Raw genomic sequence first — 17,134 nt, 5'->3', positions numbered from 1 at the left:
TCCATTTTCTAAGCTTACTTCACCACAAACCTAGTCTGACTACATCCATCCTTCTGCTTCGTTACTTCTAATACAGCTGGCATTGCGTTTTTCAGCTCTTGAACGTGTGAGATGACACCGATAAATCGGCCTGATTTTTGTAAGTCAATTAAGGCATCTACTGCTTTCGTTAATGATTCTTCATCTAATGAACCGAACCCTTCATCGATGAACATCGTTTCGATAGAAATACCACCTTCATATGCTTGAATGACATCTGCCATTCCTAGCGCTAAGCAAAGTGATGCGTTAAATTTCTCTCCGCCGGATAATGTTTTTACATCGCGCGTTTGGCCAGTGTATGCATCGTACACATCTAAACCTAATCCACTTTGGCGGTTTCTTTTTTCAACTCGCTCACTTCGTTTTAAATAAAATTGTCCATTTGATAATTTACGTAGTCGTTCGTTTGCGATTTGAACAATTTGTTCTAAATACTCAATTAAAATGTAACGTTCAAATGATATACGACTTTCGTTATCACCTTTCATTACTTCATATAAATCAACAAGTTCTTGGAAGGCTTTTTCTTCCTCGTGAATTTGTTCGTCAATACGTCTAATGTTTTCATGTAAATCAGAAATATATGTTACCGCATTTTGCGCACGTTGACGTTTTTCTTTAATTATATCGAGATTAATTTCTAGATCTTTTATGTGTTCACCTAAAGATGTAATATCCATATACTCTTTATCTTTTAATTCTGAGTTTAACTCTTCAATTTGTTTTGCAAGTACTTCAAGCGATGAATAATAACCTTGAATTTCTTTTTGTAATATCTCCATCTCGGCATCGCTTAATTTGGCTTCTTTATACGTGAATTGATCTGTAAACCCACTTTGTTCTAGCTCTTTCATAAAGCGTGCGAAAGTCTCTTCTTTCTTTAATTTTGCACTTTCAAATTGATTAGAAGCACCTTTTTGTTCAGCTTGAATACGTATATTTTCATTTTGCCAATGCTGATACGCTTCCTGCACTTTCTTCCATTCGTCCTCCATTAACCTAAGTTCCTGCATAGCTTGATTAAACTGTGCTTCCCAAGCTTGTACTGTTTGTAAGTTTTCTGGAATATTTCGTTTATCATGTTCATATGACGTACGAAGTTGCATACACTCCATTTCTGTACGGTGCTGCATTGTTTCCACTTCTCGTTTTTGTTTCTGAAGTTCTTCTATTTTTTCTTCTACGCTTTTCATGTTCGCAGCAATCTGCTTACGTGTTTCTTCACTTGCTTTTAACGTATTAACATCTGCAGCTAATTGTTTTCCTTTTTGAACAAGTGCACTATATGTTTCAGCTAATTTTTCCGAATTGTAGCCGCGCTTCACAACTTCTTCTATCACTTGTTCATATTGTAGTCGATAGAAATTCCATTTCTCCTCTACTTGCACATGGAATTTTTCAGCAATGTTCTTCTTATCTCTTAAATCGTTTAACTCTTTTTCATCGATCGCATTACTTTGCTCTGTAGCTTTTTGTGGATGATTCGTACTACCACATACCGGACAAGATTCACCGTCATGTAAATGAAGAGCTAATATACCAGCTTGTTCACTTAACCAGCGGCGCTCTATGTTTTCATATGCACGAACTGCCACTTGCATTTTATTATTTGCCGCTTCTTTTTCTTGCTCGAATTTTTGTTTTTCTTGCCAAACATCATATGCTTGTTTTAAAACTTTTGCATCTTCTCGCATATTCGTTAGTTCTTCCACTTTAGCTATATATTGCTCAAGTGCTTGTTCTAATTGCTGCAATTCATCAGACATTCTCTGTTTTTGGTTTGTATGCTCTTCTAGTTGTTGATCCAACTTTTGCATACTTTCTTTTAATTTCCCTATTTGAATTTCGGCATTTTGTAAATTCAACTTTCTCTCAGCTAATGATTCAATGATCGCTTGTAACTCTTCTAATCTTTGAACAAGTTTTTTAGCATCTTCTCGTTCAGCTTCTTTATTCTTTACTACTTCATACTTCTCCTGAGCAAGTTCAAAGCTATTCATTATCTGTTCTTGTTTGACGATTATCTGTTTTAACAAACTTTCAGCTTTCTGCTCATTTTCCATCGCTTCTTCATACCATTGTTCAAATGGTAATAAGTGCTTTGCTTGTTCCGCACGTTTAAAGAATTTTTCTTTCCTTTCAATTGCTGCACGGTTCTCTTGTAAAGTGTTATATTTCTCATTCTTTTGTTGTAAATCTATAAATTTCTCATTTACAGATTTTGCTGCATGAAAACGTGTTTCTGCATCCTTTAATTGCTTCGTTTGAACATCTTGTTCTACTTGTAATTGCTCAACCTCTGCCTTATACACGGTTGTTTCTTGTTCTAACGCTTCTACTACTTGATGCGTATTTACATGTTCTTGTGCCACTAATGTCTCTAATAATGCTCCATCACGGATTGGTAATTTAAAAACATTACGGAAGTATAACTCTCGCTCTTTCTGCTTTTCTTGTAAGACGTCTTTCCATTGTTTTCGTTTTTGGTCAAGTAACTCACGCATTAACTTATAACGATCCGTTTTAAAAATACGACGTAAAATCTCTTCTTTGTTTTCCGTCTCAGATGTTAATAATTTTCGGAATTCCCCTTGGGGTAACATAACAATTTGGCTAAATTGATGTTTACTTAACCCAATTAAATCTTCTACTTTTTTGTTTACGTCTGTTACATGAAAACGATCGACGGCTGGAACGTTTTCTCCATCAATAACTTCATATAATTCTACTGCATGTCCTGTAATGGTCTTATTCCCTTGTTTTTTATGTCCAAGTTGTCGTTTTATTTCATAGCGTTTCCCTTTTAATTGAAAGGTTAGTTCAACACTTGTATAAACATTATCATCAGCAAATTGACTTCGAAGCATGCTCGTATCACTACGTTCTTCTCCACTAGCCTCACCATATAACACATAACAAATCGCATCAAAAATCGTTGTTTTTCCAGCTCCTGTATTCCCAGAAATAGCGAAAATACGATGTTCTCCAAGATCTTCAAAATCGATTATTTCTTTCTGTTTATATGGCCCGAATGCTGTCATAATAAGCTGAATCGGTCTCATCCTCGTTCACCTTCCCGTTCTTGCACTGTTTGTAATACATCTATAAATAGGCGTTCTTTCTCTTCTGATAAATCTAACCCTTTCATTTCTTTATAGAAAGCCTTTAAAAGAGATAAATCATCCGTTTTATGTCTTGAAACAGTTACTTCATTTGTATCTGTGAGTTCTCGTCTTTGCATCGCTCTTTCAACGTGCATTGCATTTGGATATACAGATCGTATTTTCTCCATTGGCTGTAAGACAGGGTTTTCGTCTAATAATTTTACAAATACGTAATCTTCACTTACTGGGTGCTGTAATAATTCATCTATTTTCGCTTCTACTGTTCGCATTTTACGACGTGGTGAAAGTAACCTTTTTTCAATTGCTACTTCACCAGTTTCATTCAGTTCTACAATGTAATAACCTTTTTTATGTTTCTCTTCAGAAATTGAATAGGCAAGTGGTGAACCTGAATATCGAATCGTCTCATTACGTACGAAATGCGCTTGATGTAAATGTCCAAGCGCTGTGTAATGAAACTTATCAAAATAATGACTATTTACATATTCAGCACCACCAATTGAAAGTGGTCGTTCTGCATCACTTGTATTCTCCTCCGCTTCTCCTGAAGAAGTTACAAATGCATGTCCAACAAATACATGTCTAGCTTCTTTATCCATCGTTTCAGAGAGCTCATTCATAAAAATGCGCATCGCATCATCATGAGAACGTACGTCTTCATTTTTCAACACGTGCCTCACTATGCTTGGGTCTGCATACGGTATTAGATGGAAGTGAACCTCTCCATATTCATCATTTAGTACAACAGGTTCATACGGGAATTGAAATTGACCTGCAATATGCAAGCCCTGTTTTTTCATTAAACTACTTCCAAAATGGATACGATCCGGACTATCATGATTACCAGCTACTGCAATAACTGGTGTTTGTAAATCAATAACTATTTTTTGCAGCACATCATTTAATAAGTCTACTGCTTCTGTAGGTGGAATTGCTCGATCATATAAATCCCCTGCAATAATTACAGCATCAGGTTTTTCTTCTTCAACAGCCTGTACAAACTGATCTAATACAATCTTTTGGTCTTCAGTCATATACACGCCATGAACAAGCTTACCTAAATGCCAATCCGCTGTATGAAATAACTTCATATTTTTCTACTCCTTTTAATTTACTGATTTTAGTGAAACGAGTTGATAGTTTATTATAGTTTTTCCGTTCTCCCACTCTAGCTTTAATATCGTTGCACTTCCAATTCTTTCTTCATTTGATTTATATAAAGGCAATATTTCTTGAACTGTAAATAAGTGATAACCATCCAATATTAATTGAAATATATTTTCTTCAATATGTAATCTTACTTCTTTTTCATTTGAAATAATTTTTGTGTGCATCTCAAATTTCATGATAGATACAACCCCTTTTTATAATCTCTACATTTTAATAGTATAGTGGCTATGCAAGATTGACAAGTACATACACAGCAAAGTACACACTTTTCTATTGTTATATGTTTTATGTATTTTATATAAAATACGGTATGTGAAATTTTATATTTTTCCCAAAATAAAAATGCCTATTGTGACATCTTTATTTTTGTATAAAGTCTTTCATTACATAATATAAAACGGTAATTAAAACGATTGCGACGAAAAATGAGAACACTGCGACAATGTACCCATCTTTATTTAATAAAATACAGAATGAAATAGATATTATAAAAATCGGAAATACGAGACGTACTTTATCCTTCACTTCTTCTGTCGTATCTGTATGATGAAAATACTGCGTTATTCCTATCATTAAAGAAGACAAAATAATAACCGACAATAGTAAAGGTCCTGGCATTCCGATTTCTCCTTTCTCTATTTCTAATTCAGTGTAAAATTTTTTATTACAATTGTACGATTCATTTTTTCTTCAAACACTCTTTTTAGAATTGATAATGAACAATTCACACCTATATAATAGCGCTTTTATCATTATAACTTCAAATAATTACACTTACAGTAATGTTGTAATATTCCCCCTCAGTCTCTGAAATCCTGCAAAGATAACTCGTCAAAATATGCGGTGACCAAATTAATATTTACCGTCAACTTTTGACGAAATTTATAAAGGACATTTCAGTACATATCAAGAATTAAGAATAAGAAGATATGTAAGGGAGGATGCATTATGACTGAACACGTTTTATTTTCTGTTAGTGAAAACGGCGTTGCAACAATTACTTTAAACCGTCCAAAAGCACTTAATTCTTTATCTTATGACATGTTACAACCTATCGGACAAAAACTTAAAGAGTGGGAACACGATGAGCGTATTGCACTTATCGTGTTAAAAGGAGCTGGCACAAAAGGTTTTTGTGCAGGCGGCGACATTAAAACTCTTTATGAAGCGCGTTCCAATGAAGTGGCATTGCAACATGCAGAACGTTTTTTTGAAGAAGAGTATGAAATTGATACATATATTTATCAATATACAAAACCGATTATTGCTTGTTTAGATGGAATTGTAATGGGCGGTGGTGTCGGTCTTACAAATGGTGCGAAGTATCGCATTGTAACTGAGCGTACGAAATGGGCAATGCCAGAGATGAATATCGGCTTCTTCCCAGACGTCGGAGCTGCATATTTCTTAAATAAAGCGCCTGGATATACAGGACGATTCGTTGCTTTAACAGCATCTATTTTAAAAGCTTCTGACGTATTATTTATTAATGCTGCTGATTACTTTATGACATCTGATTCATTACCAAAGTTTCTTACTGAACTTGAAAGTGTAAATTGGCATAAAGAAGATGATGTACATACTAATTTAAAAGAAGTTATTCGTACATTTGCAACTGCTCCAAACTTAGAAAGCGAGCTTGCTCCTTCAATAGAAGTAATCAATTCACATTTTGCTTTCGATACAATTGAAGAAATCATCCATTCATTGGAGAAAGATGAAAGTTCCTTTGCTCTAAAAACGAAAGAAACACTGTTATCAAAATCCCCTATTTCACTAAAAGTAACATTAAAACAGTTTATTGATGGAAAAGATAAATCCGTTAAAGAATGTTTCGCTACGGACCTTATACTTGCTAAAAATTTCATGAGACATGAAGATTTCTTCGAAGGAGTACGCTCCGTTGTCGTTGATAAAGATCAAAATCCGAATTATAAATATAAACAGTTAAGTGACGTTTCAGAAGAAGATGTGAATCGTTTCTTTAACTTACTTAATGCATAAAATGAAACTGTCATGAGGGGGTGTTTCGTTCATCCCCCACCTAACTTCTTTGCTTCAGCTAAATCTTGTGCGGTAAAAATCTTACTACCCGCAAATAGCGGTATAAAATCGAGGCTATATAGTAGCTGTAATTACAGCTACTATATAGCCTTTTTATTTAATGCTTTTTAATAAAATTTAATTTTATTAAATCCATTTTTGTGCTACACTGATTTTAATCAAATATTCTAAAAATAAAAAGGAGGGGCGGCTATGATAGAAAATTATCTTCTTTTCATCATTATGTCTATTTGCCTTATCATTTTACCTGGTCCAGATACAGCAATGGCTACGAAAAATACATTGGTTGCTGGTAAAGTCGGTGGAGTGAAAACAGTGTTTGGTACATGTATTGCACTATTAATTCATACTTTAGCTGCTGTAATTGGTCTTTCTGCACTTATTGTAAAGTCAGCTCTTTTATTTTCTATTTTCAAGTACGTTGGGGCTCTCTATTTAATATATATCGGTATTAAAGCCCTTTTAGCAGTAAGAAACAAAGAAAACTTAGATACAAATGATCTATCTTTGAATAATGAAAACGAACATACTTCTTGCTTTCGCCAAGGATTTCTTACAAATTTATTAAACCCTAAAGTTGCAGTATTCTTTTTAACGTTTTTACCGCAATTTTTAAATCCAAATCATAATACGTTTATCCAACTACTCGTAATGGGCCTTACTTACCTCGTTTTAACAGCCATTTGGTTCGCTTTTTATATATTTTTAATTGATAAAATTAGTGCTTTTATGAAAAAACCGAAGACGCAACGTTATATTCAAGGGTTAACGGGAGTCGTCTTAATTGGTTTTGGTATTAAACTTGCTTTTGAAAAAAGTAATTAACAAGATGAAAACCACCACTATTAATAGTGGTGGTTTTCATTTAATAACTAATTTGGCTGTTTATTTTATATTAAAACCAGCGCTCAGTTACAACTTTTTTACGTGTATAGAATTGAACGCCATCTGTACCATTTGTACCTAAATCACCAAAGAATGACGCTTTGTTTCCTGCAAATGCGAAGAATGCCATTGGTGCTGGAACATTTACGTTTACACCGATCATACCAGCATCGATATTATCACGGAACGTTTGTGCATGTTTACCGTTTGACGTATAAATAACTGCACCATTTGCAAATTTAGATTGATTTGTTAGTTTAATACCTTCTTCTAAATCTTTAACTCGTACAATGCTTAATACTGGAGCAAAAATCTCATCTTGCCAAATTTTCATTTCTTGATTCACGCCATCAAAGATTGTTGCACCTACAAAGTAACCTTCTCCAACTTCTTCCTTAATTTTACGGCCATCTACTAATAAAGTTGCCCCATCTGCTACACCGCTATTAATATAGCCTAAAACGCGCTCTTTATGAGATTCACGGATTAATGGTCCAACATAGTTCTCTTCGTTAAAACCATCGCCTACTTTTAATTTTTTCGTTTCTGCTACTAATACATCAATGAATTCATCAGCAATTTCATCTACTACTGCTACTACTGAACATGCCATGCAGCGCTCTCCACTACTTGCGAATGCAGATCCAATTACACCTTGTACTGTTTTCTCAAGATTGCAATCTGGCATTACAATCGCATGGTTTTTCGCACCAGCTAACGCTTGTACACGTTTCCCGTGTTTCGTACCAGTTTCATAAACGTAACGAGCTACCGGCTCAGATCCAACGAATGAAACAGCTTGAATATCTTTATTTTCTAAAATGCTATTTACAACATCTTTTCCGCCTTGTACTAAATTTAATACTCCTTTTGGAAAACCAGCTTCATAGAATAACTCTACAAGTCGCTCCGCTAAAAGTGGCGTTCTTTCAGATGTTTTTAATACGAATGTATTACCGCAAGCAATTGCAAGTGGGAACATCCATAACGGAATCATCATCGGGAAGTTAAACGGCGTAATACCAGCAACAACTCCGATTGGGTAGCGCCAAATCGATCCATCAATTCCGCTAGCGATATTCGGAAGTGCTTGACCCATCATTAAATTTGGCGTAGATGTTGCAAGTTCTACCGCTTCAATACCACGCTGTACTTCACCTGTTGCATCCGTTAGCGTCTTACCATTTTCTAGCGTAATGATTTTTGCAAGCTCATCTTTGTTTTCTTGTAATAGCTGTAAATATTTATATAAATTTCTTGAACGATTCGGAACTGGTACTTTAGACCATGTTTCAAATGCTGCTTTTGCCGCTTCAACAGCTTTTTCGACATCTTCTTTTGGAGATAGTGGAACGTAAGCGATAATTTTCCCAGTCGCTGGATTTGGCACTGCTTCTACTTCCGTACCTGTCGATTCAACCCACTCACCGTTAATGTGATTTTTTACTCGTTTAATTTCAGTTGTAATCATTGTATTCTCTCCTTTGTATAATTTATTTTTGATTAGAAATTAATTGCTCGCTAACTTTCTTATATAAAGCAGCCATATCGTTTTCACCATATCCAGCTTGACTCGCTTCGTCATATACGTTTAATAACATTTCGCTTACCGGTAAATGGAGTTCGCTTTCCTTAGCTAAGTCAACTGCAAATCCTAAATCTTTCTTCAATAAATTCACAGTAAATCCTGGCTCGTAGTTTTCAGGTGCTATAAAACTTTTATAATTACGTTCATAAATTCTACTTTGACCGTAACTTACATTTAAAATATCAAACATTTTATCTAAATCCATATTGTTCTTTTTCGCTAATGTTAAAGCTTCACTCACACCAGCTGTATAAAAACCAATTAATAAGTTATTAATTAACTTAACAGTTGTACCACTATCAATCTGCTCACTAACGTGGAAAATGTTCGCGCCTAGTACGCCCATGATAGATTCCGTTTTCTCATATACCTCTTTTGATCCACCAACCATAAACGTTAATGTACGGTTTTCGGCTCCGATTACACCACCGCTCACAGGTGCTGCTAAAAAGTCTACTTTCCTTTCCTTTGCAGCTTCCTCTAACTGTTTGTTTAACTGCGGCGATACCGTACTTGTATCAATGAAAACTACATTCGAGTGACCATTTTCAAATAATCCTTCTGCTCCAAAATATACCGCTTCAACAGCGCGAGGTGAAGGTAAACTTGTAAAAACTACATCACATGTTTCTGCTAGTTTTGAGATTGATAGACCGATAATTCCGCCTTCTTTTTCAAAGGACGCTTCCGCCTCTTTATTTAAGTCCACGCCATATACTGTGTAACCTGATTTAACTAGATTTTTTGACATTGGAAGACCCATGTTACCTAAACCGATAAAACCAATCTTTTTCATATCGCTTTCCTCCTATTTACACAATATATTTCCCACGATTTATAATAGCTTTCGCACTTTCTCTCTTCTTCGTAAATACGTTCGTGTATACAGGCACTAATAATTGACGGATTTCAGCTAAAATCACATGTCTATCTTGTTCTTCTGTGACAGCTGCTGAAAGTACAGAAATCGCCGCTTCTTCTACTTTACGGTATCCTTCTTCACAAATAACATCCGTTATTAATTGCTTCGTACGTTCTTTTTCCTCACCATTTTTACTTACCGCTTTTCTCGTACGTAAAAACGCTGATTCCATGACGTACACGTCCGTCAACATATTTGAAATTACACGTGAATATTCTTGTTCTTGGTCAATTTTTAGACCCGGAGTTTTAGAGAGCGTTTTCAAAGATTGTTTCAACAATTTTTTCGCTAATAAAATGTAACGATGGTTTCTTTCGACATTTGCTACATCACTTTCTACTTCAGTATCTTCTAATTGTTCGATTTGCTTCATTAACATTTTAGCAACTGTTAATCTATTAATTTCGTTCGTTCCTTCAAAAATACGACTAATTCTAGCATCACGATATAATCGTTCTACCTCATATTCTTGCATATAACCGTAACCACCATGAATTTGTACAGCTTCATCTACGATATAAGCAAGTGTTTCAGAAGCATTTACTTTATTCAGTGCACATTCAATTGCAAATTGGGACATTTTCTTCATAAGATCCTCATCGCTCTCATGAATTGCTTCATCAATTACACCTGCTGTACGATAAGCTGCACTTTCGGCTCCATATGTAGCAATGATCATATTTGCAATCTTCTCTTGAATCATCGTAAAGTCTACTAATTCCGTTTGGAACTGTTTTCGCTCTTTTCCATATTGAACCGACAAACCAATTGCTTGTTTTGCTGTTCCAATATTTCCAAAAGCAAGTTTAAGTCTAGCAAAGTTAAGAATATTAAGAGCTACGTGATGCCCTTTCCCAACTTCCCCTAAAACATTTTCAGCAGGGATGACAACATCTTCTAAAATAAGAGTCGCTGTTGAAGAACCTTTAATCCCCATTTTCTTTTCTTCTAATCCAATAGATACACCTTCACATGTTCTTTCGACAATAAACGCTGTCATTCCTTTATTTGTCTTCGCAAAAACAACGTATACATCTGCCATATGAGCATTTGTAATCCATTGCTTCTCACCATTTAACTTCCAAGCTGTTCCCTCTTCATTTAATACGGCGCTTGTTTTTGCGCTTAATGCATCCGAACCAGCATTTGGCTCCGTTAAAGCATAAGCCCCAATCCATTCTCCCGATGCGATTTTCGGTAAATATTTTTCTTTTTGCTCTTTCGTTCCATAATATATGTAAGGCAATGTACCGACACCAGCGTGTATATTAAAAGAAACGCTAAACGCACCAGCGTAACCCATTTTCTCTGCTACAAGACCTGAGACAGCCTTTCCTAACTCGAACCCGCCATAATCTTCTGGTACCTCAATGCCTAATAATCCAAGTTCCCCAGCTTTCTCAAATAATTGACGAGAAACTTTATAGTTATGTTGTTCAATATTCTCCATTTGTGGAACAATTTCTTGTTTAACAAATTGTTCTGTCGTTTTTGCGATTAAATCTTCATCACCTGAAAAATCTTCTGGTGTAAAGTAAGTATGATTTATATCTTTCTTGAGTGAAAAAAATTCATCCCATGGTAACTTCGTTTTCTCCATATGTATCCCCCTATCATTCGGCTTTCATAGCTTTTTGCTTATGCTCGTCTACGATGAGTGGAATATCTTTTTTGAAAATAGAAGGCGATGATTTTTCACATCAAGCATTTTATTTTGCCAAAGATGTATTTTCATCGCCTTCGCTGCTTTATCTATTGATCTTCTGATAATACTGTTTTTGCAATACCAGTATCTAACTCTTCAAAGTCATGATATGAAATTGTTTCGTATAATTCACTTCTCGTTTGCATATTAGAAAGTGCATCTTTTTGAGAACCTGTTTCTTTAATTAAAGCAAACACATTTTCATACGCTTTCGCTGCAACGCGAAGTGAAGTTACAGGATAAATAACCATTTGGAAGCCCATATTCGCAAATTCCTCTGCACTATAATATGGAGTTTTTCCGAATTCAGTCATATTCGCAAGCAAAGGTGCATTTATCTTACTATTAAATAGACGGAATTCTTCCTCTGATTGAAGCGCTTCAGGGAAAATTGCGTCTGCACCTGCTTTTACATATGCATTTGCTCTTTCAATTGCTTCATCTAATCCTTCAACGCCGCGAGCATCAGTACGTGCCACAATGTATAAGCTCGGTGCAACTTCTTTAATCGCTTTAATTTTTTGAACCAATTCTTCTGTAGTAACAAGTTTCTTACCATTTAAATGTCCACATTTTTTTGGTAATTGCTGATCTTCAATTTGGACAGCTGCTACTTTCGCTTCCATCATTTCTACAGCTGTTCTCGCCACATTTAGTACACCACCAAATCCTGTATCAATGTCAACAAGAACAGGTAAGTCTGTAGCTCTTACTAAATCTCTTGCTCTCTCAGCCACTTCAGTAGACGTCACGATACCTAAATCTGGTAAGCCTTTACTTGCAGTATAAGCAGCTCCTGATAAATAAAGAGCTGAAAAACCTGTATTTTTTGCAACTAAAGCCGCCATTGCATCATGAGCACCTGGAATTTGCAAAATTTCATTTGCTTCTACTAAAGCTCGGAATCGATTCGCAAGCTCCTCTTGTGTTGACTGCTTTTTCACAACCCAAGCCATTCTAAATTCCCCCTATTATTAAATTAAGAATAGATCTACAAATTCGTTTACATTCATATTTTCTAGTTTTTCTTCATTTAAACAAACTTCATGAATTTGTTCTTGTTGCTTACTAGAATAATGACCTGCCATATTTGCAGTGAATTTTTGAACAACTTTTGGAATTGCTTCGTCTCTACGGAAGCGGTGACCAAGTGGATATTCACATTCCACATTTTCTGTTACTGTGCCATCTTTAAAGTGAACTTGAACAGCGTTGGCGATTGAGCGCTTGTTCGGGTCAAGGTAATCTAAACTGTACTGTTTGTTTTCAACAACAACCATCTTATTACGTAATTCATCTACACGTGGATCGTTTGCTACTGCATCTTCATAATCGTCTGCAACGATATCTCCTTTTAATAAACCAATTGCCGTAATGTATTGTAAGCAATGATCACGATCAGCTGGGTTATTTAATGGACCTTCTTTATCAATAATACGAATTGCTGATTCATGAGTTGTAATTGTAATACGGTCAATTTCATCTAATCTCTCTTTAATTTCCGGATGCAACTTCACTGCACATTCTGCAGCCGTTTGTGCATGGAATTCTGCTGGATATGACACTTTAAATAATACATTTTCCATTACATATGACTCTAGTGGTCTTGCTAATTTTAATTCTTGTTTATTGAATAATACATCTTGGAATCCCCATCCTGGCGCAGATAATGCTGTTGGATAACCCATTTCACCTTTTAGAGCAGTCATTGCAAGATGAACACCGCGGCTCGTTGCGTCACCTGCAGCCCATGATTTACGTGAGCCCGTATTTGGAGCATGACGATATGTACGAAGACTAGAATTATCAATCCACGCATGTGATAATGCATTAAAGATTTCTTCACGTGTTCCGCCAAGCATTTTCGCAACTACTGCAGTTGTTGCTACTTTTACATATAATACATGGTCAAGACCAACTCTGTTTAAGCTGTTTTCTAAAGCAAGCACGCCTTGAATTTCATGTGCTTTAATCATCATTTCTAATACTTCACGTACTTTTAAAGCTTCTTTTCCTTCTGAAATACGAACACGGCTAATATAATCTGCAACTGCTAAAATTCCGCCTAGGTTATCAGATGGATGTCCCCACTCTGCTGCAAGCCAAGTATCGTTATAGTCTAACCAACGGATCATACATCCGATATTAAATGCACCTTTTACTGGATCTAGTACATAAGACGTACCTGGTACACGTGTACCATTTGGCACGATTGTTCCTGGCACAACTGGTCCTAGTAATTTCGTACATTCTGGATATTGCAGTGCTAAAATTCCACATCCAAGTGTATCAAGTAATACGTAACGAGCTGTACTGAATGCTTCTGCACTAGTAACCTCTTTATTTAATACATAATCGGTAATCTCTTCTAATAATGCATCTTTTTGCTTAATTTCATTTGTTTTAATCATGCTATTCTTCCCTTTCTGTCGAAAATTCGTTATTATTAATGATGGGTGTCGGTCAAACACCCATCTGGCGGGCGGCGCTAACAACTCCCCAGTTGTTCTTATTTACTAAGTACATGTCGCTCGCCAATATAATTTACACGTGGACGGAACAAACGATTATTTGCATGTTGCTCAATAACGTGCGCACATAACCCCACTGTTCTAGAGCTAAAGAAGATTGGTGTGTAAAGTTGAATTGGAATACCTAGCATCCAATATACTGGAGCTGCATAATAATCAAGATTTGGATAAATTCCTTTTTCTTTTTCCATAATCTTTTCTCCAGCTTCACACATTTCATATAGTGTATAATCACCTTTTACATCACATAACTGTTTTAAAGCTTCCTTCATCATCAGTGCTCTTGGATCCATCTTCTTCATATAAACACGGTGTCCAAAGCCCATAATTTTTTCTTTGTTATATAGTTTCTTCTGTAATAACTCTTCAAATTTCTCAACATTACCAGCTTCTAAAAGCATGTACATAACCGCTTCATTTGCACCGCCATGTAAACTTCCTTTTAAAGATGCAACTGCACCTGTTAGAGCACCGTATAAATCTGATTGTGTTGATGCAATAACGCGAGCTGTAAATGTAGAGTTTGGCATTTCATGCTCACTATATAAAACAAGGGAACGATCAAAGATCTTTTCCTCAAGTTCAGTTGGTTTTTTACCAGTTAACATATAGAAGAAATTCGCACTATATGATAATTCTTTAAGAGGTTCAATTGGCTCCTCATTATTTAAAATATGATAGCTATTTGCTACAATGTTTGGCACTTTACTTAACAGCTTGTACCCTCGGCTTTTATTCACTTCTAACGAGCGGTTTTCGATATCATTATCGTAACCAGCTAACGCTGACACACCTGTACGTAATCCATCCATGGGATGCGTCTCTTTAGGCAATGCCTTTAGTACGTTGAATACACCTTCTGGTACTGCATATTCTTCTTTTAATTTCTTTTCAAGTGTTGCTTTTTCATCTTCATTCGGTAGATGTTCCTCCAATAAAAGGTGCACAATGTCTAAATACTCTTTTGTTTTTGAGAGTTCGATTAAGTCATACCCTTGAATTACAATTTCACCTTTTACTGTGTCAAGAAACGAGATTTTCGTCTCCGCTGCCACTATACCATCTAATCCCGGGGAAAATTTTTCTTCAGCTTTCATCATTATTTCCTCCAATCCTAATAGATCTTCGTGCACATAACTGTAAGCCTTTACAATATTGTGAAACTACATTTCTATTTCAATGTATCAGAGTTTTTAGAAGATTTCAATTTATTTTATAATGATAAGTTTCCTACACTTTTCTTACTGTAACAATACAATTTTTTGAAAATAATTCTTATATTTTATAAAGAAAGGATAGACTTCTTTGCGTATTTTCAAAAACAAGATATAAAGATTTTTCATATAACACCGCCAAATATACAATTATTCTAATTTTATTTGAGAAATAGAAAAAACGAGCTGTACATAAATACAGCTCGTTACTATATGATATTTATTTCAATATCTCTTAAATATAATTTTTATATAAAACTTATTCATTTTTAATAAAGTTATTATTTTACATAATTAAATTGAATTTCTTCCATTTCCTCATGATAACTTACAAATAAATCATAGTTTTGAAAATACCAAAGATTATCAGAATCTACAAAAAATATAATACCTTCCTTCTCAACTGACACTATTTCGCCATCGGGTTTCTCAGCAACAACCCCTAAAGAATATCCGGGCTGAATTGAACTATTCCCTCCGTACCTTACAGTAAAACGTACAGATTCACCGTGCTTTATACGTAATTCTTCCTGGAACCATTGCAGAGCCTTACGATCAATTGAAATTCTCATCTTTATTCCTCCAGTTTACGCAAACTCTTTTTTTCCTAATCGTTGTTTTACAAAAAAGACGAAAATAATTAAGGCTATCAATGCTGAAATTGCACTCCCTGAAAATAAAATACGATAACCAAACATTTGTGAAACAACTCCAAGTAAAATAGCACCTAACCCGATTCCTAAATCAAACGCTGTAAAAAATGAAGCATTTGCAACTCCTCTTTTACTCGGATCGACAATTGTAAGCATTGCCGCTTGCAAAGCTGGCTGTGCTGAACCAAATCCAATACCGTATAATGTTGCTGCAATAATTACACCTATCAAACCATTTGAAATAGTTAAAACAACTATAGCTAAAATAGTAATACATAATGCTGGAAGTATAATGAATACTTCTCCATACTTATCTAATAGTTTCCCTGAAATTGGTCTTACAATTGTTAATGCAATTGCATATACAAGAAAGAAAGTTCCCGGATTCACATGAATTGATGATGCAAATAACGGTAAAAAGGTTGTTATTCCTCCATATGCAAACGATAAAAAGAATACTACAATCGTGATTGTTAATACGGATTTCTCAAATAGCTGCATCTTCCCTTTTTCTTTTTGTGGCGTAAATGGCATCTTCGTTATTAATGATAATACGACTGCCATAAAAGATAACAACGTCGCTAATAAAAATAGACCATCAAATGAATAATTTTGCACAACCCATAATCCAATCATAGGTCCGATCGCCATTGCAATTGTCATCGCCATCCCGTACCAACCCATACCTTCACCGCGGCGTGAATCTGGAATAATATCCGTTATTGCTGTTCCAACAGCTGTTGTAGAAACAGCCCATGTTACTCCGTGAATAACACGTAAAAGAGCTAAAAGGACAATAGTCGATGCTATATTATAGGAATACATCGTTAAGCCAAAAAAGATGAGTCCGAAAATAATAAAGGATCTTCTACCATATTGATCTAACATTCCTCCAATAATCGGTCGTATTACAACCGCAGCTATTGTAAACATCCCCATCATAAGTCCAACTTGCGATTCATTGCCACCTATCTCTTTAATAAAGAGCGGGAGCGTTGGAACAAGTAAATAAAATCCTGTAAATAAAAATAACATTGCGAAAGTCATTTGAATAAATGATTTCGTCCATAATCGTTCCATAAAAATACCTCCATACACTCGTAAAATATTACGATTAACACCCTCATTGTATATTTTTTTTATCTCTTTTCCCTCCGCAAATAGACGTATCTTTTCATATTAAATAGTCCACCATCAGCTTACATTAGTCTTAAGACTTTGTACGCATGTTTTAA

Annotated in this window: 14 protein-coding genes; 2 read left to right on the top strand and 12 right to left on the bottom strand. The window is 35.3% G+C overall.

Features of this window, described 5'->3' with window-relative positions:
• Positions 1-14: 14 nt before the first annotated feature.
• The 4 genes from MHB52_RS12185 to MHB52_RS12170 form a co-directional block, all read right to left on the bottom strand.
• The gene (locus MHB52_RS12185) at positions 15-3,104 is read right to left on the bottom strand and encodes an AAA family ATPase (protein WP_061664873.1); all 3,090 of its coding nucleotides are present in this window, start codon (positions 3,102-3,104) and stop codon (positions 15-17) included.
• Positions 3,101-4,258, bottom strand: a complete 1,158-nt coding sequence (locus MHB52_RS12180; protein ID WP_000765150.1) for an exonuclease SbcCD subunit D — start codon at positions 4,256-4,258, stop codon at positions 3,101-3,103. Before MHB52_RS12180 ends, MHB52_RS12185 begins: the two co-directional genes overlap by 4 nt.
• Positions 4,259-4,273: 15 nt before the next feature.
• On the bottom strand, positions 4,274-4,513 hold the full coding sequence (locus MHB52_RS12175; protein ID WP_000667345.1) for a DUF2584 family protein: 240 nt from the start codon (positions 4,511-4,513) through the stop codon (positions 4,274-4,276).
• Positions 4,514-4,697: 184 nt separating this feature from the next.
• Positions 4,698-4,955 (bottom strand): hypothetical protein, encoded by a 258-nt coding sequence (locus tag MHB52_RS12170; RefSeq protein ID WP_001119409.1) that lies wholly within the window; start codon positions 4,953-4,955, stop codon positions 4,698-4,700.
• A 330-nt stretch (positions 4,956-5,285) separates the two neighbouring features.
• Between MHB52_RS12170 and MHB52_RS12165 the strand changes: the two genes are divergently transcribed.
• Positions 5,286-6,341, top strand: coding sequence for an enoyl-CoA hydratase/isomerase family protein (locus tag MHB52_RS12165; RefSeq protein WP_000134923.1), 1,056 nt, complete (start codon positions 5,286-5,288; stop codon positions 6,339-6,341).
• A gap of 252 nt (positions 6,342-6,593) precedes the next feature.
• Entirely contained in the window at positions 6,594-7,226 is a 633-nt protein-coding gene (locus tag MHB52_RS12160; protein WP_000572359.1) for a LysE family translocator, read from the top strand.
• 70 nt (positions 7,227-7,296) lie between these two features.
• Here MHB52_RS12160 and MHB52_RS12155 read toward each other — a convergent pair whose 3' ends face one another.
• From MHB52_RS12155 to MHB52_RS12120, 8 genes are all read right to left on the bottom strand, one after another.
• Positions 7,297-8,757: a CoA-acylating methylmalonate-semialdehyde dehydrogenase gene (locus MHB52_RS12155; RefSeq protein ID WP_000633346.1), complete on the bottom strand. Its 1,461-nt coding sequence runs from the start codon at positions 8,755-8,757 to the stop codon at positions 7,297-7,299.
• Between the two features lie 22 nt (positions 8,758-8,779).
• The gene (locus tag MHB52_RS12150; protein WP_000719412.1) at positions 8,780-9,670 is read right to left on the bottom strand and encodes an NAD(P)-dependent oxidoreductase; all 891 of its coding nucleotides are present in this window, start codon (positions 9,668-9,670) and stop codon (positions 8,780-8,782) included.
• 16 nt (positions 9,671-9,686) lie between these two features.
• A complete protein-coding gene (locus MHB52_RS12145; protein ID WP_061664874.1) occupies positions 9,687-11,396 on the bottom strand; it encodes an acyl-CoA dehydrogenase family protein in 1,710 nt (569 codons plus the stop codon).
• Between the two features lie 152 nt (positions 11,397-11,548).
• Positions 11,549-12,457, bottom strand: a complete 909-nt coding sequence (gene prpB, locus MHB52_RS12140) for a methylisocitrate lyase (protein WP_061664875.1) — start codon at positions 12,455-12,457, stop codon at positions 11,549-11,551.
• Positions 12,458-12,475: 18 nt separating this feature from the next.
• Positions 12,476-13,912 (bottom strand): 2-methylcitrate dehydratase, encoded by a 1,437-nt coding sequence (gene prpD / locus MHB52_RS12135; protein WP_000598123.1) that lies wholly within the window; start codon positions 13,910-13,912, stop codon positions 12,476-12,478.
• 98 nt (positions 13,913-14,010) lie between these two features.
• Positions 14,011-15,132: a citrate synthase gene (gene mmgD / locus MHB52_RS12130; protein WP_001987369.1), complete on the bottom strand. Its 1,122-nt coding sequence runs from the start codon at positions 15,130-15,132 to the stop codon at positions 14,011-14,013.
• Between the two features lie 395 nt (positions 15,133-15,527).
• On the bottom strand, positions 15,528-15,818 hold the full coding sequence (locus tag MHB52_RS12125) for a HesB/YadR/YfhF family protein (protein WP_001222847.1): 291 nt from the start codon (positions 15,816-15,818) through the stop codon (positions 15,528-15,530).
• 15 nt (positions 15,819-15,833) lie between these two features.
• Positions 15,834-16,979 carry an MFS transporter gene (locus tag MHB52_RS12120; protein WP_044306755.1) on the bottom strand — a complete coding sequence of 382 codons (1,146 nt, stop codon included), beginning with the start codon at positions 16,977-16,979 and terminating at the stop codon, positions 15,834-15,836.
• Positions 16,980-17,134 lie beyond the last annotated feature (155 nt).

It is taken from the genome of Bacillus sp. FSL K6-0073 (assembly GCF_038006085.1).
Taxonomy (GTDB): Bacteria; Bacillota; Bacilli; order Bacillales; family Bacillaceae_G; genus Bacillus_A; species Bacillus_A cereus.
Note: the sequence above shows the minus strand (reverse complement) of the source record. Positions and strands in the feature narration are given on the sequence as shown.